Origin of the sequence: Thioclava sp. SK-1, assembly GCF_001705665.1 — a bacterium.
GTDB lineage: Bacteria > Pseudomonadota > Alphaproteobacteria > Rhodobacterales > Rhodobacteraceae > Thioclava.
In genome coordinates this window covers 169,070-191,748 of record NZ_MDHA01000021.1, presented here as the reverse complement: position 1 = coordinate 191,748, position 22,679 = coordinate 169,070, and the positions used below count along the sequence as shown (strand labels likewise).

Here is a 22,679-nt window from a genome sequence, read left to right as displayed (position 1 = left end):
CTTGCGGCGCGCCTATCCTGCGCCGAACATATCCCCGACGAATGTCACCAGATCGGGCAGCTGACGGGGGGTTATCCCCTCATTTCCGGCGACCTTGGTGCCCCGTGGAGCAATCGCTTGTGAAAAACCAAGTTTTGCCGCCTCTTTCAACCTGTTTTCCGCCTGACCCACCGGACGCAGCGCCGCAGACAGGGAAATTTCACCAAAAATAACCATATCTGCGGGCAGGGCGACATCCTCACGCGCGCTCAACAATGCCGCAGCGGCCGCCAAATCCGCAGCAGGCTCTGACACCCGCATGCCTCCTGCCACGTTTAAAAACACATCCAGCCCGGTGAAAGGAATGCCGCAGCGGCTTTCCAATACCGCTAGGATCGTCGAAATACGGCCGGAATCCAGCCCCACAACGGTGCGTCTTGGGCTGGCCAAAGAAGACGGGGCAACAAGCGCTTGAATCTCGGTTAAAACCGGTCGCGTGCCCTCAATTCCAGCAAAAACAGCGGATCCGGGCGCAGCCTGCCCCCGCTCGGACAAGAACAGGGCAGAAGGGTTGGATACTTCTGCCAGCCCTTGGCCGGTCATTTCAAACACGCCAATCTCTGCAGCTGGGCCAAAGCGGTTTTTGACCGCGCGCAAGATACGAAACTGATGCCCGCGCTCGCCTTCAAAATACAGCACTGTATCGACCATATGCTCGACAACGCGTGGCCCCGCAATCTGACCCTCTTTTGTGACATGTCCCACCAGGACAACAGCGCAGCCGCGCTTTTTCGCAAATGTTACCAGCTCATGACAGGCTGCACGGACCTGAGACACAGATCCAGGCGCAGAATCGACCATATCGGCCCACATCGTCTGGATCGAATCAATGATGACCAGATCCGGGGCTTCCGCCTCCATCGTGGTCAAAATATCTCGTAGGTTGGTCTCGGCCCCCAATTGAACGGGCGCTTCTTGCAACCCCAAGCGCTGTGCCCGCATCCGCACCTGCGCCGAGGCCTCCTCACCGGAGATATACAGGCATTTCAAACCCGCCGTGGCAAAACGCGCGACCGCTTGCAGCAGTAACGTGGATTTTCCGATACCAGGATCACCGCCGACCAAAATGGCAGAGCCAGGCACCAACCCGCCCCCGAGCACACGGTCGAATTCCGCCATCCCCGAAACCGAACGCGGAGGTGGTGGTTCTTCATCCGAAAGGGCGGACAACCCAATGACCCGCCCCTTTGTTGCTCCCAGAGATTTTCCCTTGGGGCCGGCTGACAGCGGAGCCTCTTCGGTCAATGTGTTCCATTGTCCGCAAGCATCACACTTGCCGCCCCATTTTTTATGAACCGCACCACATGCCGTACAACTATACGAAAGAATTGATTTTGCCATAGGCGCATTTTGCAGAACATCATGTGAACATCAAGATCCCAAAAACGGGAAAATCCGGTTCTTTTCATCTTGCCACCAAATATCCCGGGGGATCGCGCTGTTAGGGGCATCGAGCCCCTAACAGCGCGGTCGGGGCAGAGCCCCTCCACGCTCAGAATTTAGTGTAAGACAAATATCGAATGTCAGATAGGGTGTGGGTTCTTACTCATGGCGCCGATGAATAGGGAGGACAGGACGCAAAATCCGTAAAGATAGAGCCCCCAAGCGGTTTCTACGCGCCCAAATGTGATGCCTTTGGCCATCACGATATAAAGCGCAATTAAGAAGATATCGGCCATAGCCAACCGGCCTAACAGCTCAATTATCGGCAAGGCGCGCGGCGTCAGACGGTGTGATTGCACTCCGACAAGTGCTGCGCATTTCGCCATTGGTGCCACCACAGCAAATATGGCAACCACAACCGCTAGCGCTTTGTCTGTTTGCCATAATTCGGTCAGTCCAGTGGCAATGGAGATTGTCGTCAAATCAAAGAAGGGCAACACCCCCGCCCGCATCAACGGCGCACACCAAGAGACGGGAAACAACACCAGCAGTGCGAACGTCCATCCCCGCAAGATCACCCGATCAAGCCGGATCGCCATCATCACTTGCCCGTTTCGCCGCGGACCTTGGCTTGGCCGTGCTCACTTGGGATTTCGCCGTACCGGCCTGCGGTAGGGCCACCACGTTGTCTGGCCCTGGCGGTGGCGCAATCTCTTCCATCTCATACCCAAGACCGGGCAGGATTTCTTCCAGATCGCGTTCAAGCATCCGATATTGCTGCGCCACAAGGCGTTCTTCCGTCTCTACATCGGTCAGCCAGTGGCGCAGTTCGGCGCAGGTGCGCCGCGCAGCCGAGATCTGATCGTTGACACGCTCTGCCTCTGCCTGACGATGCGCCAAAAATTCACGCGCCCGCGTGACATGCTGGTCTGAATAGACGGCGGAAAGCTCTCGCGACTGCAGGCTCATCTGCGTCGCCAGCTCAAGCAGCTCCGGCTCCAACCCTGCCAAATCGGGATGTTTGCGCAAATGTGTCAGTCGCTCGCGCATAGCGTCGAACTCTCCTGACAGGGTAAAAACGCCGCGGCGGTCACTTTCATGCGCGATCCGGTAGGCATGTGCCACGTCTTTCATCCCAAGATGAAAGCTGCGATGTGATCGTTCCAGCCGCGCGACACGTTCATGCGCAGGTAAATATAGCGCAAGGATCAGCCCCAAGGCCGCAGCACCGCCTTGCAGCCAAGCGCCGGCATAAGGCACGGTGTTTTCACCAAAACGGGCAGCAATTTCCAGCCACGGCATCAGCCCAACAGCCGATGCCAGAAATGCGCCGATGGCCAATAGCGCAAAGACAAAGACGCAAACGCTCAATGATGTGCTAAGCGCGGATAGGATCGCGGCCGAAGGGTCCGCGCGCATATGCAACCGCTCTGGCGATTGCGGTGTTCCGATCCCACTCATACCCCAACCCCCAGTTGGCCCTGCATTACTTGACCTAAGGATCATGTATCGGACCGTTCAAATCAACTCTTTATATAAAAACCAATAGGTTCCGCGCAGGTCTTTAACGGGATCCAAGCATGGGTTTCACCGTATGATACCTATAGGATTTACCTTAAGTTATTGGCGCAAATAATTGATTTTTATAAATTTTATTAAAATAAAAATCAGGGGAACATCCCACCCACCCATTCAGGCAAAAGGATTGTTTCCCTGATTGAGACTATTCGTTTCGGTAATCACTTAGGCGCCTGACACGTGATAGCTGCGATTATAGCGCGTGCCCAAACTGGTCAAAACCTCATATCCGATTGTGCCGCTTTGCGCCGCCAGATCATCCACGGTTTGATGCTTGCCTAACAGATCAAGCGCATCAGGGCATGCGGCAAGGTCGGTGACATCGACCGTGATCAAATCCATAGATACACGGCCGATCACCGGGCAGGCCGTGCCGTCAGCCCATAATTGCGTCCTATTCGACAAGATGCGATGGATCCCATCGGCATAGCCTGCGGCAACTGTGGCCACGACAGAGTGGCGCTGTGCTGTCCATGTGTTGCCATATCCCACGGTCTCCCCCGGGGCGACACTGCGGGTTTGGATCACGGGCAGGGACAATGTCACGACACGCTGCGCATCGTCAAAGGGCATGCCGCCATATAGGCCCACACCCGGGCGCGTGATGTCAAAATGAAACTCTGGCCCAAGCAAAATACCACCCGTCGCTGAAAGAGAGCGTGGCACGTTCACCCCCTGTGTCATGCGTAGAAACTCTGGCAGCTGGCGTTCGTTCATGCCGACCTCCAGCTCATCCGAGCAGGCAAGGTGGCTCATGATCAGTTTTGGGGATAGCGCCAGCGCGTTGGGCGCGATTTCTGACCATTCTGCGGCTTCCAGCCCCAGGCGGTTCATCCCGGTGTCAAGTTGGATGCCAAAGGGGGTATCGCTGCAGGCGCTAAAATGGCGCTGCACCTGCTGCGGCGAATTCAGCAGCGCGATAAGCGAATGGTTTTGCAGCAAGGGGGCATCGCCCTCCATATGGCCACTGAACACATAGATTTTTGGGCCGTCACCGATCGCTTTGCGCAGCGCAGCGCCTTCTTCTGCGATGGCGACGAAGAATGTGCGCACACCCGCGCGCATCAATGCCTGCGAGACGCGACCAGCGCCCAACCCATAGCTGTCCGCCTTGACCACGGCGCCCGTTTCCGTCGCCGTGCCCGATTTTGCATTTAACGCACGCCAGTTGGCGGTAATCGCGTCAAGATTTATGTGAAGTGATGCTTGTGCCATACTGCGTTTCTTCTTCCTCGCCGGGCGAAGGTCAAGGGAAATTGCCATGCATATCGTGCAGCCCCGCTGATCACTTAATCGGCGTTGCTGTGATGATGCCAGCAGGCTGCACAGATGACCATTGACGGGGCGACCCGTCCCTTGGCTGCCCCTGAAACGCGCAAAGGCGCCGCGCCTGTTTTGTGGCGCAGCCCTTCAGATATGTTCGGCCCTTTAACCGCCAAGCTGTCTAAACATAGGCCGGCTTAAAACCCGTCACTGCCATCGCCTTGCCACGATTTTGCTAGATCGGAGAAACGTGTAAAGCGGCCTTCAAACGCGACCTCGACGCTGCCAATCGGCCCGTGGCGCTGTTTGCCAAGAATGATCTCGGCTTTGCCATGAACCTGCTCCATCAATTGCTGCCAAGCGGCCATTTTTTCCAGTTCATGATCGCCAGGCTTTTCGCGCTCTTTGTAATATTCGTCACGGTAAACGAACATTACCACATCCGCATCCTGTTCAATCGAGCCGGATTCGCGCAGGTCAGACAGTTGCGGCCGTTTGTCTTCACGGCTTTCCACCGTCCGACTTAGCTGGGACAGGGCAATCACCGGCACATGCAGTTCTTTGGCGATGGCTTTCAGCCCCATCGAAATCTCACCGATTTCTTGCACGCGGTTGTCACCACGTCCCGTGCCGCGCAACAGCTGCAGGTAATCGACAATGACAACATCCAGCCCATGCGTCCGTTTCAGACGGCGGCATCGCGCAGCAACCTGCGCGATGGGCAGGGCTGGCGTGTCGTCAATATACAGCGGACAGGTTTCCAAAGATTTTGCAGCTTCGACGAAACGGCGGAATTCAGCCTCGGACATGTCGCCGCGTCGGATTTGTTCGGACGGAACCTCCGATGCCTCAGACAAGATACGCGCGGCCAATTGTTCGGCTGACATCTCCAGGCTGAAAAAGCCAACGCAGCCGCCTTCAACTGCGCCTTCACTGCCATCCGGTTTTTGTCCACGGCGATAAACCTTGGCAATGTTAAACGCGATATTTGTCGCCAAAGAGGTCTTCCCCATGGAGGGACGGCCCGCCAAAATGATCAAATCTGACGGGTGCAGACCGCCAAGTTTTTTGTCCAAATCTTTCAACCCGGTTGAAATCCCTGACAAGCCGCCTTCGCGCTGATAGGCCGCATTGGCAGATTGCACGGCATCGGTCACAGCCTTGAGGAAGGACACAAAGCCTTTTTCCGCCGTGCCAGATTCAGCAAGCTTGTAAAGATGTCCCTCGGTTTCAACAATCAGCTGCTCTGCCTCGCGCCCGACATCCAGCTTCCCCGCCGCATCGGACAGGTTGCGGCCAACATTGATCAGTTCGCGACGCAGTGCCAGATCATGGATCATCTGGGCATAATCACGCGCAGCATAGGCCGAAATCGCAGCCCCCGCCAAACGCGCCAGATAGGCCGGCCCGCCCAAGGCCTGCAAACCCGGATCATCCTCAAGATATCCTTTCAATGTGACCGGGGAGGCCAGAGCGTTTTTTTGAATCCGGGCAATCGCGGTTTCATAAATCCGGCGATGGACGGGTTCATAGAAATGGTCTGCCTTCACGACCTGAGCGATACGGTCGTAAATGTCGTTATTGGTCAGGATCGCCCCAAGCAGCTGCTGCTCTGCTTCGATATTATGAGGGACGATATCATCATCGGTGGAGCTGGCTTGCGCCATGTTGAGTTGATCATTTCTGACTGCGCTGATTTCGTTCATGACTGCCTCAATACCCGTAAGAGGATTGCTTTAACGGATCTCAACCTATTCGCCAAATGGGAAAACTCTGGGGAAAAGCCACGGGCTTTCTCGCCAAAGATAGATCATCTGGTAGATTGGCACCGCGCTCTTACCCTATATAGGAAAATGTAGACGGCAGAGCGTAAAAAAATGCGACCGTGCACAATTCATGCACAGCCGCATCCACAAAGTCATCCACAGGTTCTGTCGAGGATGGCAAAATACTGCCGATCAGCCCTTCTGGCGGGCCTCTTGCCAGGCTCGCGGTGCCGATAAAAAGGTCTCAACCTCGTTGAGCGTGTCTTCATCAAAAGCCGCTTGCGCCCGGGCTTCGGCCAAAACATCCCACCATGTGCACAGATGGTGCAGCTCGACACCATGATCGCGCAGATTTGGGATAGTGTCGTCAAAGATGCCATAGTAAAAAATAACGGCAGTGTGACCACAGGTGGCACCTGTCTCACGGATCGCGTCAACAAAGGACAGTTTCGACCCACCATCGGTGGTCAAATCTTCGACCAGCAACACGCGCTCGCCCTCAGTCATGGCGCCTTCAATCCGCGCGTTTCGGCCATATCCTTTGGGCTTTTTGCGCACATATGTCATTGGCAAGGCCATGCGCTCGGCCACCATCGCAGCGAAAGGGATACCTGCAGTTTCGCCACCTGCAATGTTGTCAAAAGCCTCAAACCCCGCATCGCGCATGACTGTCACTGTCAGGAAATCCATCAAAGTCGCGCGAATACGCGGAAAGCTGATAAGCTTGCGGCAGTCGATATAGGTCGGCGATGGCAGTCCTGATGCCAGAGTAAAGGGCTCGGCTGCATTGAAATGCACGGCTTTAATTTCAAGAAGCATCTTGGCCGTTAGGCGCGCAATCTCGGTTCTTTCTGGAAAGCTTGTGGGGATCATTCGAAGACCTTTCTGAATTCATCTTGCTTAAAATATCCCCGCCGGAGGCTCCGACTTTGGCGACCGGACGCTCCGCGGGGGATATTTCTGGCAAGATGAAAGTTTAGTTCTCAATATGCCAATAGACGGGAAACCCAGGGTCGAACACCGTGACAGGGCCTGCTGCTGAGGCGATTTTACTCGGCCAAGTCGCCGTTTCTGATTTTTTTGTCAGCGTCAAACTATTGGTATTTACTGGTAGGCCATAAAATTTAGGGCCGTTTTCCGAAGCAAATTTTGTGAGCGCGTTGAGCTTGCCTTCTGCGTCGAACACATGTGCAAGAAGCTGCATTGTATTGGTTGCCGTAAAACATCCCGCGCAGCCACATGGCGATTCTTTGGCATCATCCGTGTGTGGTGCGGAATCCGTTCCCAAGAAGAAATGTGGGTTGCCTGAGGTTGCGGCTTCGACCAAGGCGCGGCGATGTATTTCGCGTTTTGCCACTGGCAGGCAATAGTAATGTGGTTTGATGCCACCGACGAGGATATGGTTGCGGTTGATAATCAGGTGGTGGGTTGTGATTGTGCCCCCCATGTCGCTGCCTTGTGCGCTGACGTAATCCACGCCTTCTTTGGTCGTGATATGTTCCATCACCACGCGTAATCCTGGTGTCGCTTTGCGCAGCGGATCCAGCACTGTGTCGATAAATGTGGCTTCACGATCAAAAATATCGACCTCGTGGGTGGTTACTTCGCCATGGACGCATAGCGGCAGGCCGATCTCGGCCATTTTTTCCAATACGGGGCGCACATTGTCGAAATTACGCACGCCGGAATTGGAATTTGTCGTTGCGCCCGCCGGATAGAGTTTCACGGCTTTGACCAAGCCCGACGCATGTGCGGCGGCCACGTCCTTGGGGTCGGTGTCCTCGGTCAGGTAGAGCACCATCAAGGGTTCGAATGTGCTTCCTTCGGGCAGGGCGGCCAGAATGCGGTCACGATACGCGCTGGCCTGTGCGCCCGTCACCACAGGGGGGACAAGATTTGGCATAATGATCGCGCGAGCAAAATGCTGCGCGGTCTGCGGAGCGACAGCCTTGAGCATCTCGCCATCGCGCAGATGCAAATGCCAGTCATCGGGGCGGGGAATGGTGATCTGGGTCATATCACCCGATTACCTAATGGTGCGGCGCAAATCCAGTGGCAAACATGCGTAGCTATGCGAGAATCGCAGCCCACCTATCCAGCGCTGCGCTGCGTGCATGGCGGCCTTTCCAACCTGTCTGTAGTCATGTCAGTGAAGATGACCCATATTCGTGTGCAAGGGAAACATCCCAAAAGCACGAAACAAAGCACGAAACTGGAGTTCCAGAAATGGCATTTACAACCGCCTCCCACGGTTCCATCGCCGCCAACGGTATCCTAGGCCGTATGGGCCGCGCAATTTTCAACGGTCTAGTTACCTATATGGAGCGTAAATCGCGCCGTGACGAAATCGAGCGCCTGCAGCGCAAATCGGATGAAGAGCTTGCCGCAATGGGCCTGAAACGTGATCAGATCGCGTATCACGTCTTCCGCGACATGATGCATTACTGAGTGATCCGTTTGTCGCTGCGGCGGCGCGGAATTGTTCCAAAAAACCCGGGCCGCATGTTGCGCCCGGGTTTTTTATGTCTTCGCTTTGCAAATGGTGCGGCAGATGAATACTGGCCGTGTCAGCTATGTTCCATCGGTTCGGGCAAGGTGATTCCATCCTCTGCCAGCTGTTCGGTCAATTGGTTGAGCCGTGAACGGAAGCGGGGGCCGCCGCGGCGATTGACGACATTTCGGCACAGCAATGCTTCCAGGTAGGAACGTTGGGTATCACGCAGCCGACCTGCCAACCCGCGCAGATACCGAGGAAGATCGCGCCGCGCCCGAAACAGCGTCCAAAAATCATTGGGAGAGAATTCTCCGGCGCAGGCGCGTTCCAAGATCTCATCCAATAGGCCGATATCGTTCAAAATCATATCGGTATGGGGGCCACAATTGCGTGCGGGCAACAGCGTGATGTCAGGACGTGCAAACAACGCGGCATGCATCGCATCGATACGTTCCATCGGATCGTAAATGATGAAACCTCTACCAACACCATCCATCATATCGGGCGCAAAGCCATAGCGGCTGGTGAAATCTACGCGTTTACTTGCCGGAAAACGATCATCCCAGCCAGCCAGTGAAGGGGTCAATGTGGCCTGTGGTTGCACCGCAATCACTGTGGCGCCGGGCGCTGCGACTGAATAGCTGGCCGCAGCATAGCCACATGATCCGGCACCGTAAAACACCACCCGATCAAAATCCTCAAAGAAGGCATCGTCCACAAGCCGGTCAAAATATGCATAGAGTTCCGGGGTGCGGAACCAACTTTGATGCTCTGCGATTAAGGTGAGGCTGGACCAGCCTGCACCCTCGGTGATTTGAACCGCTTTGGGTAATTGATTGTCCTGTCGTGCAAGGCAATGCTGCTTCAATTCGAATGTAACCAGCAGCACAGGGCCTTCATCGACGAAAAGCGCAGCGTGATCTTTGCCCAGAGGCTCATAATAGCCTGCGGTTTCGCCAAGCTCTTCGATCTGGGTCTGCCATTGTGCTTCGGTCAATTCCCGCATGATCTCGTGCCTTTCTGCGCGTTATCGCTTCCAACCCGTTTCACCTTGCCATCGTCGCCCGCGAAGGATGACGGTGGTTTGGTTAATCTATCACCACTTAAAAGCGACCAAAATGAGGGAATGTTCGGAAAATCCGAAGGACTCACACGGTCTGCCTGCTAATCCTGATCATAGGTCGCCATTGTTTCCACCCTGGATCTAGTGGCGGCACGCTGCGCCATGGCGACCATGCGATGAGCCAAGGAATCCGGCAGCGGCTGCGAAGGCGGGGTTAATAAAAGCCGCCCAAACAATTGCCGATACTCTTCTTGTGTCATAAGTGATTCGAATTGTTTGCGACGCCATATCACCGCCTGATTGTGCAGCTGCATAATCGTGGCATCACCACGCAGCGTCGACATTTGCGATTCTTGCGCCTGCGCATACCGCCCAATTGACGCATCTTCGACCGAGGCAAAATTGCGCTCTACATAGTAGGATAGATCGAACCCGCCCACATCTCGATTGGCCCGCCCGCGCGCGCATTTGAGCACATAGCTTTCCATCGCGCCCAGGGCGTAGTGGTTCAACTGCACCAGCCCATAGCTGTCGCGCTGCGGCGGAGTGAACAGACGCTTGGTATGATAGGTGGATGGCAGGCGCTGACCGGCCCCATCATACCAGCATGCGGTTTGTATTTTTTCCGGATCGGGACTGCGTGGACGGTGCACGCCCAGTTTTCGATAGGTGCCATCATTGCGAAACAAGGTCTTGAACATTGACGCACGCCACGGCCAGGCCATACCGGCAGGGGCGGCGCGTAAGAACTGCTGTGTGACGGGGCGATCATTAAAATTGACCACGCCACCATTACCAAACAGCCGCCATGTCAGCGCGATGGCTGTGGCGTCTGGCATATGGTCGATCAGCTCTGTCAACGTGCCATTGCCATGGTGAATATTGACGAATTCATCCACATCACAGACCAAGATCCAGTCGGCGGCAACCGTCAGCGGGTGCCGATCCGCAGCTTTTAGCGCATCCCATTGCGGGCCGCTGCTCCAGGGGGCGGGATTGCGGATATGGGTCAGCCAGCCCAGAATTTGCAACTGATCCAGCATGGCATCGGTGCCATCGTCGCAATCATTGGAGAAGATCAGGAAATCCGTTACACCCACTGCGCGATGATGGGCCAACCATTCCAATAAGAAGGCCGCTTCGTTTTTCACGCAGGTGATGGCCAGGATTCGTGTCAATGTTCTGCCTCGCCGTCATGCTCAACGGTGAAGAAGAAATCCGGCGGCAAATCGCGGTCTTGCAAATCGGGGGGAATCACCCCCGGACCCGCACCAAACACGGCCGAGCCGAACACATGCAAGATGCGCGACAACCGTTCAAACCGGCTGCTGGTCAGCTCTCCGTAGAATTTTTCGTAATTCTCAGTTGCGCGCAGCGCGGCAATTTTGTCCTGATGCTGGCCCACGGAATATTCATGTGCAGCGCGGATGTCGGGATCGGCCATCAAGCGATTATATTCTGTCTGCAACGCAGGGATCATCCGCTGGATCGAGGTTTCGGTTTCCGCATTATGGTTCATACGGAACCAATAGTTCAGCCCCTGATCACGATCGACATGGTTCACCCGGCCCCGGTCACGTTTGACAAGAAAGCTCTCGGCAGAGCGCACGGCGTAATGGTTCAGTTGCACCCAATCATAGCCATAGGTATCCATCGTCGACCGCCAGCCATTCCGGAACAATTCGCGTGGCATCGGTTTACCCGACCCGTTGATCCATTTCACCCGGTCCCAAAGATCGGGCACCAGCCCCTTGGGGCGATGCACGCCCATCTTTTTATACAAATCGATATTGCGAAACAGGGTCTTGAACCCCCATGCCTGATGCGGTTTGCGCACGACTTCAGGTGCGCAGGTGGTGAATTGATCCAACAAGAACGCGTCTTTATATTCATGCACATCGCAATTGCCGAACAGCCGCCATGTCAACGATACCATATTGGCCTCGCCCATCGCGTCATACAGTGCCTTTAACGTGCCATCGCCGATTTTGATATTGATGAATTCATCCACATCCATACAGATCGACCAGCCGGCATTTTGGATCACCGGTTCGCTTTCACTGGCTTGCAGCGCGGCATGCTGAGGTTTGAGCTCGCCCCCCGGGCGCCAAGGGTTCTCGCGATGCACCACCAAACCTTTTTCGGTCAGCATATCCAGCATCGTATCGGTGCCGTCAGTGCAATCATTGGTATAGATCAAAAAATCATCCACGCCGATCGCGCGGTGATAGGCCAGCCATTCCAAAATGAACGGCCCTTCGTTTTTCATCGTTGTGACGATCGCGGTACGCCCGGCCTGAGCGGCCTTTTTCGGCGCGGCCTTCACCTTTGACACCGGCGGGCGCACCGGCTTATGCCCGAAATTATCCTGCGCCACAGCCAAGAGCGTCTCATCTTCCACCAGGGATGTTTTCGGCGCCAGTTCTGCGGCTTTGACATCAGGCACGCGCAGCGCCATCGCTCGCCAAAACGGATAGACCTTGCCGGGATCAGGCTTGGCATAGGCCACACGGGCCATGCGCCACGTTGCCTCTAACCCGGTTTTCGTGGGTGCACAGCCCCAGCGTGCCATGCCGCGCCGCGCATCGAATTGGCGGCAGATGTGATCGGCAAATCGTGCCTCATCACGCGGGCGCACGCGCCACGGGTAAACACGCCGCCCCACCAGCAAAATTACGCCTTTTTTCGCGGCCTGGCAGGCATCAAAGGCGGTGGGCGTACCATCCTCATGCGGACACAAGAAATCGGTAACATCCAATGTCAGCACGGCGCGGGCCTGTGCCAAAAAGCGCCACTTTACGATTTCAAATATCGTACCTTGACCCATCGGAGCGCGCTGCGCATCGGGTTCGGGCGGGGTCATACGATCCTTGCCAGGGGCATCGGGGGCCAGGAATGGGTGGCTTTCCGGCCCCATATCGGGTTTGCCCATTGGCACCGGGCAGTCCAGCACCACGACGCGAATATCCAGATCGCGAGCGTCAATCCCCGCGTTAAGCGCGTCGATAAAGCCGTCATCGGGTGTGCGATTGACGATCACCGCGCCTGTGGCCCCGTGTTGATCTTCGTGCCAGCTAAGCCAATCAAGAACTGTCGCCGGGCTTTCTTCCAACCGCTGGCCAATCAGACAGTCGCGCCCGGCCATCAAATCCCATTCTGCGCGTGCAGGTGTGATATTGCGCCGGGTGGGGGCGGGGGGCGTGCCCCCTAGCAGCGGGTCAACCCCGGGTGGCCATGTGGCAATCTCGATGCAGCGCGGGGGCTGTGTGGTGGGGTCACTATCATCACTGGTTGCAGCAGTTGCCAGCACCATCGTGCCCCCGGCCACATCACGTCGTTCGGTGATCGTCAGCCCGTCACTGTCAGCGATCTGCGCCGATTTTGTCGGGTTGGCAAACATCAGCCGCAGCTGACACGCGCCATCGGCATGCCACATAACAGCATCCAAAAGCGGGGCATCCGTCTGCGAGGTTTCCGCCATAAGATGTCGCCGGATTACTGAGGCCATAGACTGTCCAATCTGTCATATTATTCCCAAACAGCTACCATATGCACGGCGCGGCGCAATGTTGTGCAACATGTTTGCATCGCTTTTGCCGTTGGAAAGTGGCAAATCCTAAGGCACAGTGTGGCAATTGATTGATATGGTAGGCATTGTGTATGGCACGTACCCGTGAAGTAGGCACATTATGGATCGGCGGAGAGCTAAGCTGGATGGAACAGCTCTGCTTGAAAAGCTTCGTAGATGCCGGGCAGAAAATCACGCTGTTTTCCTATGAAGATATTCCCAATGTCCCCGACGGTGTGATCCGCCGTGATGGGCGTGAAATCCTCGATACAGATGATTTTATCAAATATGAAAAGAAGAACAGCTACGCGTTATTTGCGGATTATTGGCGTATCCACATGATCGCCAAATGCCCATCCATGATCTGGGTGGATACCGATGTCTATTGCTGGCAAGTGATGGATTATGACAGCGATTACGTCATGGGGTTTGAATTGCCCGACAGTGATCGGGTGAATAATGCTGTGCTGGGCTTGCCCTATGATGCCGCGATAACGGCGGATATTTTGGCCTTTATGGAAGACAGATACTCCATCGCACCCTTTTTGCCCCGCCGCCGCCGCGAAGAATATGAAGCGGCGCGCGCAGCCGGTAAGCCGGTGCATATCACACAGCAGCCATGGGGCGTTTGGGGCCCGATGATGATTTCATATTTCGCCAAGAAACATGGGCTGTTGACGAAGGTGCAACCGCTTGAGGCCTTCTATCCTGTGCCTTTTCCGGATCGCACCAAGATGATCAAACGTGCCCAAAAGGTAGAAGACTGCCTGACCGACCAGACCACCGCTTTGCATCTTTGGGCGTCGAACAAGCGAGAACTTGGCATGCGGTTTGGTGGGATTCCAAAGCTGGGCAGTTTTTTGGATGTTCTATTGAAAAAGCACCAAATTCGGCCAGAGTTTGCGCCGTTAAAGGGGCGTGCGAACCGGGTGTTTGAGCCGAAATCCGCAGATCTGGGGATCATTGAGGCAACGGGCGTAGGCGCCGTATCCTCGATCGCGGATTTGGGCGGGACATCGCCGGGGCTGGTGCTGGCGGCATATGATCGTTGGGATTGTGACATCACCTTGATCGATCTGACGCAAGACGGGCAATGGCCCCAACAGCCGTCGGATTGGGTGGGGCCCTATATCGCACACCTGCAGGCGCAAGGCGTCGCCGAAGATCGCCTGCGCGTCGTGTCGCAGGCCAGTGCGCTGAAGCCTGTTGATCTGTTGTTGAACCTGTCCAATTTTGGCGATGTGGCCAAGGTCAAGCATTTAAGTGCGGTTTTGGACGGCGCGCTACATGCCGATAGCGTCATGCTGTCGGATATTCGCAAAGGCTCTGGCGCGTTTCCCTTTCTGCGCGGATTGGGAGAGGTGGAAACATTGGTAGATTTTGATGATCCCGTCACCCAGAATGTCGCGCGTGTGAAATTCTCTCCGGCGCCGCCGCAAACCACTGCCAACCCCGAATGGGCGAAGCTTGCACAGGAATTGGCCGGGCCGCAGGGGTTCTATACCGAAAACGACAGCCACAGTTTTCTATATATTCCGCGCGGCAAGACATTGGTTGTCACTTTTGACAACCTTGATATTGCTATGGAAAAACGTGATGACCGTCGCCCTTGGGGGTTTTCGTTTATTGAAAAGCAAGGCTGGTCGATGCTGGGCGTGATGGCTGGCGGGTGGACGTGGTATCGCGATCCATGGGTTTTTTCCGAATTCGACCGGCTGGCCGCGCAGGGCTTTTTCAAGCAGTTTGACCGTGTGGTGTTTTACGGCGCCTCAATGGGCGGTTATGCGGCGGCGGTGTTCAGCGCGGCCTGCCCAGGCGCCGAGGTTGTGGTCTTTTCCCCGCAATCGACATTGGATAAGGCAATCGTGCCCTGGGAGACCCGTTATAAGGTCGTTTGGGATAAGGATTTCAGCGGAAAATATGGCGATGCGGCGCAGGCGTCGCGCACGGCCAAGACCGTCTCGATCCTCTATGATCCCTATGAACCGCTGGATGCGGGGCATGTCGCACGCTTTACCGGCGATAATGTACGCCATTTGCGTGCGCCACTTTTGGGGCATCGGTTGGGGTCATCGCTGCAACAGATGGGTATTTTGACCCCGGTCATTCTGGGTGCGATGAATGGCACGCTGACACAGGCGGAATTTTATCGCCATTTGCGCGCGCGTAGGCAGTTCCCCCGCTATCAGCGTGAACTGTTCAGCCGCGCAGTTGAAGCAGGGCATCCCAAGCTAGCGGCGCAACTGGCACGTTGGGTCTTGGCGCAGGGTGACAACCGTGCGATCCGACTAGGATTGCAAAAATTGCAGCAGGGCTAACGCGCCGATCACATTGTGTCATAGATTTTTGACATGGATTAAAGTGACTTAGTCGATGCTGCCCTATATGAATTGCATCGGGTCCTGGTCTCCCGATCCGGCGTTAGATGACGCCCCTCGGACCCGATTGACGAGATTTGGCGCTCTCCCACGCCGTCTCATGGAAACGCTGCGGGCTTCCCTCTCGCAGCGTTTTTCTTTGCTTTGAACATGAAAAACGCGCCTCGTCGTCAGGCGCGTTTTGGTGCATCTTTGATGTGCTTACACGTTACAGGATTTTGACCTGTGTCCCAACCGGGCATAGCTCATATAGCTGTTCGATCTGTTCGTTGAACAACCCAATACACCCGGATGAGGACTTACGACCGATCTTGCGCGTGTCATGGGTGCCGTGGATGATATAGGCGGGCCAGGACAGATACATCGCATGGGTGCCCAGCGGGTTATCGGGGCCGGGCGGCATGTAATGCAAAGATGGGTCGCGTTCCAACATGGATTTGGTCGGCGTCCAATCCGGGCCGATTTTCTTACGCACGATTTCGGTGTAGCCACGCTTTGTCAGCTCATCCGACAGCGGAACAGAGGTCGGATACATCCGGTAATCGGTGCCGCCAACAGACCAGTAATGCAGCGCCTTGGAATAGGTATCCGCAATAACCGTAACGCGGTTCAGGTCATCAAAATGATCGTCCCAGCGCACTTCACGCCACGCTGAGACATTGTTGCGTGACGGGCCGGCCACGATAGCAGGCTGCTGCGCCATCGGGATGTCTTGTGTGTTGGCGCGGGCAAGCGCCGGCGTGAACAGCGCGGCCCCGCCCAGCATCAATGCGCGGCGACGCGACAGCGGGCCAAGCGGATAATCTGCCATAGAAACTGCTCCTTACCGTATGCACGTGCGGGTGACGTGTCAGTATCATAAAATCGCATGGATCGCGTGTTTGCTCAACTCACAGCGGATCACGCAGATGCGAGCGGGACGGACGTGACTTATCAGCCACGATGATGCACCCCAAACGCAAAACCCTCCCCGGTGGGGAGGGACTTCACGGTCTGAACTGCGGTAGATGTTACCGCGGCCCGATCATCATGACCATTTGACGGCCTTCCATCTTGGGCATGCTTTCGACCTTGCCCAATTCATCAACGTCCGCCTTGACGCGATTAAGAAGTTCCAGACCAAGGTTCTGGTGCGCCATCTCACGACCACGGAAGCGTAGGGTCACTTTGACCTTGTCGCCATTCTCAAGGAATTTAACCACATTGCGCATTTTCACGTCATAGTCATGCGTGTCTGTGCCCGGGCGGAATTTGACTTCCTTGATCTCAATGATCTTTTGTTTCTTGCGGGCTTCGGCTTCGCGTTTTTGCTGTTCGTATTTGAACTTGCCGAAATCCATAATTTTGCAGACAGGCGGGTTCGCGTTTGGCGAGATTTCCACCAGGTCCAGCCCGGCTTCTTCAGCCATGGCCATTGCTCTCGCGGGCGGCACGACGCCGACGTTCTCCCCATCCGCGCCAATCAGGCGGATCTCGGGTGAGCGGATGCGTCCATTGACGCGGGGGCCGGTGTCGCGGGTCGGCGGGGCATTGTGTGGTCTGCGGGCTATGGCGTTGATCCTTCTATAGCCAAATCATTTGCGGCAGAATTTAATGCGCGCGACCGCCGCTTACAACCTTAAACGCAAGGCTTTCGCGGAATTTCATCAAATTCCACGCGTCAGAACGGCGATATAAGGCGCGGGCTGCCTGATTCTGGCAGCCCGCGCGATGTTTTGCTGTGCGAAGCGATCAGTCCATCGCTTTGAAATTCAGCGCAGCACCATCTTTGATGCCAGAGAACCAGCGCGCCGTGACGGTTTTTGTTTTGGTATAAAACTTGAACGCGTCTGGGCCGTATTGATTCAAATCGCCAAAGGCGGATTTTTTCCAACCGCCGAAACTGTAATAGGACAGCGGCACCGGGATTGGGAAGTTGATGCCAACCATACCAACATTCACCCGGCTGGCGAAATCGCGTGCCACATCCCCGTCACCGGTATAGATCGCGGTGCCATTGCCATATTCGTTGTCCATGACCAGCTGCAACGCGTCTTCGTAATTGTCCATCCGGACCTGCGTCAGAACCGGACCAAAGATTTCCTCTTTGTAGATGTCCATATCTGGTGTGACATTGTCAAACAGGGTCGGGCCGACGAAGTAGCCGTTTTCATAGCCCTGCAGCGTGAAGTCACGGCCATCGGTGACCAAAGTCGCGCCTTGATCCACGCCGGAATTGATCAGGCCCAAGATGCGGTTTTTGGATGCTTCGGTGATAACGGGGCCGTAATCCACATCGTCGCCCGCAGTATACGGGCCGACCTTTAGCTTTTCGATCCGTGGCACCAGCTTTTCAATCAGCTTATCCGCTGTCTCTTGGCCCACAGGGACCGCAACGGAAATTGCCATGCAGCGTTCGCCTGCCGCGCCGTAGCCCGCGCCGATCAACGCATCTGCGGCTTTGTCCATATCTGCATCAGGCATGATGATCATATGGTTTTTGGCGCCACCGAAACATTGCGCGCGCTTGCCGTTTGTGGCCGCGCGGCCATAGATATATTGCGCAATTGGGGTTGAGCCAACAAAGCCAACCGCCTGAATTGTTTCATTATCCAGAAGGGTATCGACGGTCAGCTTATCGCCGTTGACGACTTGCAGCACGCCATCGGGCAGGCCTGCTTCGCTGAACAGCTCGGCCAGGCGCATCGCGGTGGATGGGCACCGTTCGGATGGTTTCAAAATCATCGCATTGCCGCAGGCGATCGCGGGGGCCATTTTCCACAATGGGATCATGGCAGGGAAGTTGAACGGTGTGATGCCGGCCACAACGCCCAACGCCTGGCGCATGGAATACAGATCGATGCCGGGGCCACCATTATCAGTGAATTCACCCTTCAGTGCGGAGGGAAGGCCCATGCAGACCTCGACGACCTCTAGGCCGCGCTGCACATCGCCCTTTGCATCGGGGATGGTTTTGCCATGTTCGCGCGACACCAGCTCGGCCAGCTCTTCCATATGTTCATTGATCAGCGCGCCGAATTTCATGAACACACGGGCGCGGCGCTGCGGGTTTACAGCCGCCCATTTCACCTGTGCTTCGGCGGCTTTGGCGATGGCGTCTTCGACCTCAGCCACAGTGGCCAGCGCAACCTGTGCCTGCTGTTCACCTGTGGCCGGGTTCATGATCGCGCCGTAATTCCCTGATGTGCCAGCCACGCGCTGACCGTTGATCCAATGACCGATCTCTTGCATCTCGACCTCCCGAGTTTGAAATGTTGCCTATTTGGCTTGGCCGAATCCTAGCCTTGCAATAGTCGAATGAAAACGCCAGAAGATACAAAGGTTGTTTTGCAAAAATGCAAAGGTGTCAGCATGGATTGGGATGATCTGCGGGTGTTTTTGGCCGTCGCACGCGCCGAGAGCCTGTCCGGGGCAGGGCGGCTGTTGAAGGTGGATGCGGCGACCGTGGGTCGACGCGTGGCGCGATTGGAAGAAGCGCTGGACACCAAGCTGTTTTTGAAGTCCCCCCAAGGGTATACACTGACCGACCCCGGTGCGCGGATGCTGCCCCACGCAGAGGCAATGGAGCAGGCCATGTCTGGCGCGGCCGAGGAAATCAGTGGCCAGACGGGTAAATTAACCGGGCAGATGCGTATTGGCGCGCCCGATGGGATTGCGAATTACCTTCTGCCGCAGATTTGCCGGGACATTTCAAATGACAACCCAGAGCTAGAGCTGCAGATCGTCGCCTTGCCGCGTGTGTTCAACCTGTCCAAACGTGAGGCCGATATGGCCATCGCCGTGTCGCGGCCCACGGCGGGGCGCTTGACGGTGCAAAAGTTGACCGATTACCGACTATCGCTGGCGGCGCATCGTTCGTATCTGGCGAAGATGCCACCGATCTGCAGCCGCGCGGATTTATTGGCGCATCGGATGGTGGGATACATCCCAGATATGATTTTCGACAAAGAGCTGGATTATATGGCCGAGACAGGGGTGGACCGGGTCACGCTGGCCTCTAATTCCGTATCGGTGCAGATGCAGATGCTGCGCGCGGGCGGTGGAATCGGAATTGTGCATGATTTTGCCCGCCCCTTCGTGCCGGGATTAGAGCGGGTGCTGCCAGATGAGATCACGCTGACCCGGTCATTCTGGCTGCTACGCCATGCGGATGATCGCCGCTCGGAACGGCTGTCGCGTATCGCAGAGGTGCTGGGGCAGGGGCTGCGCCGTGAGGTCGCCCGGTTAGAGGGCGGCGGAGGCCCGCCAGGCCTATAGTGGATCGGCGCAACCTCGCACAGAAGATAGTTTAGATTGTATTAAATTTCAAATTATACCTTTTGGTGGCACGAATATTTCGCCGCGGACTTGACAGATTGTCGCAGGGCGCACAGCCTGAGGTTAGGGAGACGAAACTCATAGGCATAGAGGAGGACTGCCATGCAAGTTCTGCAAATTCTGAAGAAGAAGAATAGCGACAGTGTCATTACGATTGCACCGGGATCCACCATTGCCGAAGTGGCCGAGGTGTTGAGCGCGCGTCGAATCGGCGCCATTGTCGTATCACGCGATGGGCATAAGATTGATGGCATCGTGTCGGAACGTGACGTTGTGCGCGAATTGGGCAAACGCGGCGAAGCCTGTTTGCAAAATACCGTTGATGACATCATGACCAAAAAAATCACAACCTGTGAACGCGCGACTGATGTCGTTGATGTTTTGACGATGATGCATGAAGGCGGGTTCCGCCATATGCCTGTTGTGTCCAATGGCGATATGGTCGGTTTGATCTCTATCCGTGATGTGGTTGCCGCCCGTCTGGACGAGCTACATATGGAAAAAGAAGCGCTGACCGGGATGATCATGGGGAATTAAGTCCCGAAAACCGGGGCAGTTATGCCGCGCTTGTAAGGATATTGCGCATCTGGGCTTGCATCCGGATGCGCATTTTTGTCATCGTTCGCCGTGGCCCGCGCCTGTGCGGGAAGATGCGGCAGGGGGATGTGATGCGTATCGGACTTTATCCCGGGACTTTCGATCCCGTCACATTGGGACATATCGATATTATCGAACGCGGTTTGGCATTGGTCGATCGGCTGGTGATCGGGGTGGCCATCAACCGCGACAAAGGGCCCATGTTCACCTTGGAAGAACGGGTGGAAATGTTAGAGGCCGAATGCGCGGAAATCACGGACCGCGTTGGCGGAGAGATTATCGTACATCCGTTTGAGAATCTGCTGATTGATTGCGCCCGCGATGTCGGCGCAAATGTAATCCTACGCGGTTTGCGCGCCGTATCAGATTTTGAATATGAATTTCAAATGGTTGGTATGAATCGTGCTTTGGACAGCAGCGTTGAGACGGTGTTCATGATGGCGGATGCCCGGCGGCAGGCGATTGCGTCGAAGCTGGTCAAGGAAATTGCCCGCCTGGATGGCGATGTCAGCCATTTCGTCACGCCTGCAGTGCAGACGCGACTAAAGGCCAAGATGCAGGGCTGATCAATCGACGGACACTGCAAAGCTGGGCAGAACACCGATCCCTACAAAGGCGTTAAGCACCGCATCAACCGCCACAGCGGCAAGAATCATGCCCATCACGCGGCTGATCACCATCGCCCCTGATGTGCCAATGATCTTATTGATCGGATTGGCCAATAACAGCAGGGCAAGCGTGACTGATAGCACGACGGCCATAAGCGCCGTCGTCATCGCCTGATGTGCGACCGAAAACCGATCATTGTCTGTCAAAACAACCACGGCCAACATTGCGCCAGGCGATGCAATGGATGGTATTGCGACCGGATAGACCGATGTCTGTTTGATCTGCTCTGCCTCGACGATCTCATCTTGTGGCTTTCCATGGCCAAAAATCATTGTCAGCGCAAATAGGAACAAGACGATGCCGCCGGCGATCTGGAATGCGGGCAGCGGAATTGAAAGCGCGTCAAGCAGCAGCTGGCCGCAGACGATGAACATTGCCAACACCGCCAGTGAAATTATGACCGCACGTATCGCGATCAGGCGCTTTTGGGCCGCGGACATTCCAGCCGTGGCAGCCAAGAATACCGGCAATGTTCCGATAGGGTCGATAACCACCCATAGGGTGATGAATTCTTGCAGAATTTGCGAGACAGATAGCACAGAAGGGAACTCATTTCATTGGAGGAGCGGCAGGGGAGGGGCCATAACCCCATAGTATTGCAAAAGAGCGCCCAGCCAAGGCCAGACGCTCTGAAAGATGTGCTAAATGGATAAAACCTGCGTCAGCCGTTGGACGTAGACGATGCTGGCTGATCAGCTGCGGCGTTCAGCATGGGCAGGGAGTCGGCCGTCCAGCTTTCAAAGACAACGGATTCTTCAACCGCCTTCAGCGCCATATTGGCCTCTTGCCAATTGTCGGATTTGACGGACTTGGCCGCGTCTTGCAGCTGCGTGATCGCCAGATCAGTGGGGATCAGCGCGGCCGAAAGGGTGGCCGAGATGTCCGCAGACGCAAGGGTTTGCACCGCGCGTTGGGTCTCGCCGCTTTGCGCCTGCGCCTGTGCTTTGGCCACGTCATTGGAATTTTGCGGCGTCACGGTGAAATCTTCCCCGACCATCATCGACAGATCAAAGGGGACATATTCACCCGGCTGCGTGGTATTCTTGGGCTCAAGGTTCATCGTTTTGGCGTCGCTTTGTGCGGCTTGCATCTGCGTTAGTGCGGCTGTGATCATCTTACCCGCGGCATCGGTCTGACCGTCAAAGATAGCCAGACGGGCGGCGCGCACGGCGTGAAGCGATAGCGCGGCCTCGTCCGAGACCTTCATAACGGCATCGGCATCGCCTTTGGCGGCCTGCTCATATGTCTGGTGTTGTTCGTCGGTGGCTGCGATTTGCTGTTGCGCTTCGCTGGTGGTGTTCTTCGGCATCGCTGCGCCCTCGGCGGCAAGCGCGGGGCTGAGTGCGGTCGAAAGTAATAATGCACCTGTCGCGGCGATCGTTGTGAATTTGGTCGTCTTGTTCATTGTGATGCTCCTTTTCTGCAAGCCGGTTGGCTGTAGAGCGTGGGCCGGAATGACCCGCGTTTCACATCACTTCAACGGTCTGGTCGACAAACAGTTCCCATTTTATCGATCACGTCGGCTCACGCCTGGCCAACCGGATGCGATTGCAGGGCGTTTGAA

General features: G+C 55.9%; 20 protein-coding genes. 5 read left to right on the top strand and 15 right to left on the bottom strand.

Annotated elements, in window-relative coordinates; all coding sequences use genetic code 11:
* Positions 1–12 precede the first annotated feature (12 nt).
* The 7 genes from radA to pyrC form a co-directional block, all read right to left on the bottom strand.
* Positions 13–1,380 carry a DNA repair protein RadA gene (radA, locus tag BFP70_RS01700; protein ID WP_066009516.1) on the bottom strand — a complete coding sequence of 456 codons (1,368 nt, stop codon included), beginning with the start codon at positions 1,378–1,380 and terminating at the stop codon, positions 13–15.
* A gap of 182 nt (positions 1,381–1,562) precedes the next feature.
* Positions 1,563–2,024: a paraquat-inducible protein A gene (locus BFP70_RS01695; RefSeq protein ID WP_066009514.1), complete on the bottom strand. Its 462-nt coding sequence runs from the start codon at positions 2,022–2,024 to the stop codon at positions 1,563–1,565.
* On the bottom strand, positions 2,005–2,883 hold the full coding sequence (locus tag BFP70_RS01690; RefSeq protein WP_083217289.1) for a hypothetical protein: 879 nt from the start codon (positions 2,881–2,883) through the stop codon (positions 2,005–2,007). The genes BFP70_RS01695 and BFP70_RS01690 overlap by 20 nt, the downstream gene beginning before the upstream one ends.
* A gap of 282 nt (positions 2,884–3,165) precedes the next feature.
* Positions 3,166–4,215 (bottom strand): alanine racemase, encoded by a 1,050-nt coding sequence (gene alr / locus BFP70_RS01685; RefSeq protein ID WP_066009512.1) that lies wholly within the window; start codon positions 4,213–4,215, stop codon positions 3,166–3,168.
* Between the two features lie 245 nt (positions 4,216–4,460).
* Complete coding sequence (locus tag BFP70_RS01680) at positions 4,461–5,969, bottom strand: replicative DNA helicase (protein ID WP_066009508.1); 1,509 nt, start codon at positions 5,967–5,969, stop codon at positions 4,461–4,463.
* Positions 5,970–6,221: 252 nt separating this feature from the next.
* Positions 6,222–6,902, bottom strand: a complete 681-nt coding sequence (locus BFP70_RS01675; RefSeq protein WP_066009506.1) for an orotate phosphoribosyltransferase — start codon at positions 6,900–6,902, stop codon at positions 6,222–6,224.
* A gap of 103 nt (positions 6,903–7,005) precedes the next feature.
* Complete coding sequence (gene pyrC, locus BFP70_RS01670) at positions 7,006–8,046, bottom strand: dihydroorotase (protein WP_066009505.1); 1,041 nt, start codon at positions 8,044–8,046, stop codon at positions 7,006–7,008.
* A 209-nt stretch (positions 8,047–8,255) separates the two neighbouring features.
* Here pyrC and BFP70_RS01665 point away from each other — a divergent pair, with 209 nt between their 5' ends.
* Positions 8,256–8,477 (top strand): hypothetical protein, encoded by a 222-nt coding sequence (locus BFP70_RS01665; RefSeq protein ID WP_066009504.1) that lies wholly within the window; start codon positions 8,256–8,258, stop codon positions 8,475–8,477.
* A gap of 119 nt (positions 8,478–8,596) precedes the next feature.
* Here the strand turns inward: BFP70_RS01665 and BFP70_RS01660 are convergent, their stop codons facing one another.
* From BFP70_RS01660 to BFP70_RS01650, 3 genes are all read right to left on the bottom strand, one after another.
* Positions 8,597–9,529, bottom strand: a complete 933-nt coding sequence (locus BFP70_RS01660; RefSeq protein WP_066009502.1) for a hypothetical protein — start codon at positions 9,527–9,529, stop codon at positions 8,597–8,599.
* A gap of 158 nt (positions 9,530–9,687) precedes the next feature.
* Positions 9,688–10,737 carry a glycosyltransferase family 2 protein gene (locus BFP70_RS01655; RefSeq protein ID WP_255356559.1) on the bottom strand — a complete coding sequence of 350 codons (1,050 nt, stop codon included), beginning with the start codon at positions 10,735–10,737 and terminating at the stop codon, positions 9,688–9,690.
* 23 nt (positions 10,738–10,760) lie between these two features.
* Positions 10,761–13,094 (bottom strand): glycosyltransferase family 2 protein, encoded by a 2,334-nt coding sequence (locus BFP70_RS01650; protein WP_066009496.1) that lies wholly within the window; start codon positions 13,092–13,094, stop codon positions 10,761–10,763.
* Between the two features lie 152 nt (positions 13,095–13,246).
* On the opposite strand from BFP70_RS01650, the gene BFP70_RS01645 reads away from it, so the two are divergent.
* Positions 13,247–15,472, top strand: a complete 2,226-nt coding sequence (locus BFP70_RS01645; RefSeq protein ID WP_066009495.1) for a hypothetical protein — start codon at positions 13,247–13,249, stop codon at positions 15,470–15,472.
* 268 nt (positions 15,473–15,740) lie between these two features.
* Here BFP70_RS01645 and BFP70_RS01640 read toward each other — a convergent pair whose 3' ends face one another.
* The 3 genes from BFP70_RS01640 to BFP70_RS01630 all read right to left on the bottom strand — a co-directional run bounded on the left by BFP70_RS01640 (position 15,741) and on the right by BFP70_RS01630 (position 18,763).
* On the bottom strand, positions 15,741–16,343 hold the full coding sequence (locus BFP70_RS01640; protein WP_066009494.1) for a L,D-transpeptidase: 603 nt from the start codon (positions 16,341–16,343) through the stop codon (positions 15,741–15,743).
* A gap of 199 nt (positions 16,344–16,542) precedes the next feature.
* A complete protein-coding gene (infC, locus tag BFP70_RS01635) occupies positions 16,543–17,082 on the bottom strand; it encodes a translation initiation factor IF-3 (RefSeq protein WP_066009492.1) in 540 nt (179 codons plus the stop codon).
* A 181-nt stretch (positions 17,083–17,263) separates the two neighbouring features.
* Complete coding sequence (locus BFP70_RS01630) at positions 17,264–18,763, bottom strand: CoA-acylating methylmalonate-semialdehyde dehydrogenase (RefSeq protein WP_066009490.1); 1,500 nt, start codon at positions 18,761–18,763, stop codon at positions 17,264–17,266.
* A gap of 120 nt (positions 18,764–18,883) precedes the next feature.
* On the opposite strand from BFP70_RS01630, the gene BFP70_RS01625 reads away from it, so the two are divergent.
* From BFP70_RS01625 to coaD, 3 genes are all read left to right on the top strand, one after another.
* Positions 18,884–19,789: a LysR family transcriptional regulator gene (locus tag BFP70_RS01625; protein ID WP_066009689.1), complete on the top strand. Its 906-nt coding sequence runs from the start codon at positions 18,884–18,886 to the stop codon at positions 19,787–19,789.
* A gap of 162 nt (positions 19,790–19,951) precedes the next feature.
* Positions 19,952–20,386: a CBS domain-containing protein gene (locus BFP70_RS01620; RefSeq protein WP_066009489.1), complete on the top strand. Its 435-nt coding sequence runs from the start codon at positions 19,952–19,954 to the stop codon at positions 20,384–20,386.
* 131 nt (positions 20,387–20,517) lie between these two features.
* A complete protein-coding gene (gene coaD, locus BFP70_RS01615) occupies positions 20,518–21,012 on the top strand; it encodes a pantetheine-phosphate adenylyltransferase (protein ID WP_066009687.1) in 495 nt (164 codons plus the stop codon).
* On the opposite strand, the gene BFP70_RS01610 is transcribed toward coaD, so the two are convergent.
* Positions 21,013–21,654 (bottom strand): MarC family protein, encoded by a 642-nt coding sequence (locus BFP70_RS01610; protein WP_066009488.1) that lies wholly within the window; start codon positions 21,652–21,654, stop codon positions 21,013–21,015. It abuts the gene before it with no gap.
* Between the two features lie 122 nt (positions 21,655–21,776).
* Positions 21,777–22,520, bottom strand: a complete 744-nt coding sequence (locus BFP70_RS01605) for a YfdX family protein (RefSeq protein WP_066009486.1) — start codon at positions 22,518–22,520, stop codon at positions 21,777–21,779.
* Positions 22,521–22,679: the final 159 nt, after the last annotated feature.

Coding starts and splice junctions, on each gene's coding strand:
- BFP70_RS01675 (WP_066009506.1), bottom strand. CDS start 6,902: ATGATCCCCACAAGCTTTCCAGAAAGAACCGAGATTGCGCGCCTAACG.
- BFP70_RS01665 (WP_066009504.1), top strand. CDS start 8,256: ATGGCATTTACAACCGCCTCCCACGGTTCCATCGCCGCCAACGGTATC.
- BFP70_RS01640 (WP_066009494.1), bottom strand. CDS start 16,343: ATGGCAGATTATCCGCTTGGCCCGCTGTCGCGTCGCCGCGCATTGATG.
- BFP70_RS01625 (WP_066009689.1), top strand. CDS start 18,884: ATGGATTGGGATGATCTGCGGGTGTTTTTGGCCGTCGCACGCGCCGAG.
- BFP70_RS01630 (WP_066009490.1), bottom strand. CDS start 18,763: ATGCAAGAGATCGGTCATTGGATCAACGGTCAGCGCGTGGCTGGCACA.
- coaD (WP_066009687.1), top strand. CDS start 20,518: ATGCGTATCGGACTTTATCCCGGGACTTTCGATCCCGTCACATTGGGA.
- BFP70_RS01680 (WP_066009508.1), bottom strand. CDS start 5,969: ATGAACGAAATCAGCGCAGTCAGAAATGATCAACTCAACATGGCGCAA.
- BFP70_RS01690 (WP_083217289.1), bottom strand. CDS start 2,883: ATGAGTGGGATCGGAACACCGCAATCGCCAGAGCGGTTGCATATGCGC.
- BFP70_RS01620 (WP_066009489.1), top strand. CDS start 19,952: ATGCAAGTTCTGCAAATTCTGAAGAAGAAGAATAGCGACAGTGTCATT.
- BFP70_RS01695 (WP_066009514.1), bottom strand. CDS start 2,024: ATGATGGCGATCCGGCTTGATCGGGTGATCTTGCGGGGATGGACGTTC.
- radA (WP_066009516.1), bottom strand. CDS start 1,380: ATGGCAAAATCAATTCTTTCGTATAGTTGTACGGCATGTGGTGCGGTT.
- BFP70_RS01605 (WP_066009486.1), bottom strand. CDS start 22,520: ATGAACAAGACGACCAAATTCACAACGATCGCCGCGACAGGTGCATTA.
- BFP70_RS01650 (WP_066009496.1), bottom strand. CDS start 13,094: ATGGCCTCAGTAATCCGGCGACATCTTATGGCGGAAACCTCGCAGACG.
- alr (WP_066009512.1), bottom strand. CDS start 4,215: ATGGCACAAGCATCACTTCACATAAATCTTGACGCGATTACCGCCAAC.
- BFP70_RS01645 (WP_066009495.1), top strand. CDS start 13,247: ATGGCACGTACCCGTGAAGTAGGCACATTATGGATCGGCGGAGAGCTA.
- pyrC (WP_066009505.1), bottom strand. CDS start 8,046: ATGACCCAGATCACCATTCCCCGCCCCGATGACTGGCATTTGCATCTG.
- BFP70_RS01660 (WP_066009502.1), bottom strand. CDS start 9,529: ATGCGGGAATTGACCGAAGCACAATGGCAGACCCAGATCGAAGAGCTT.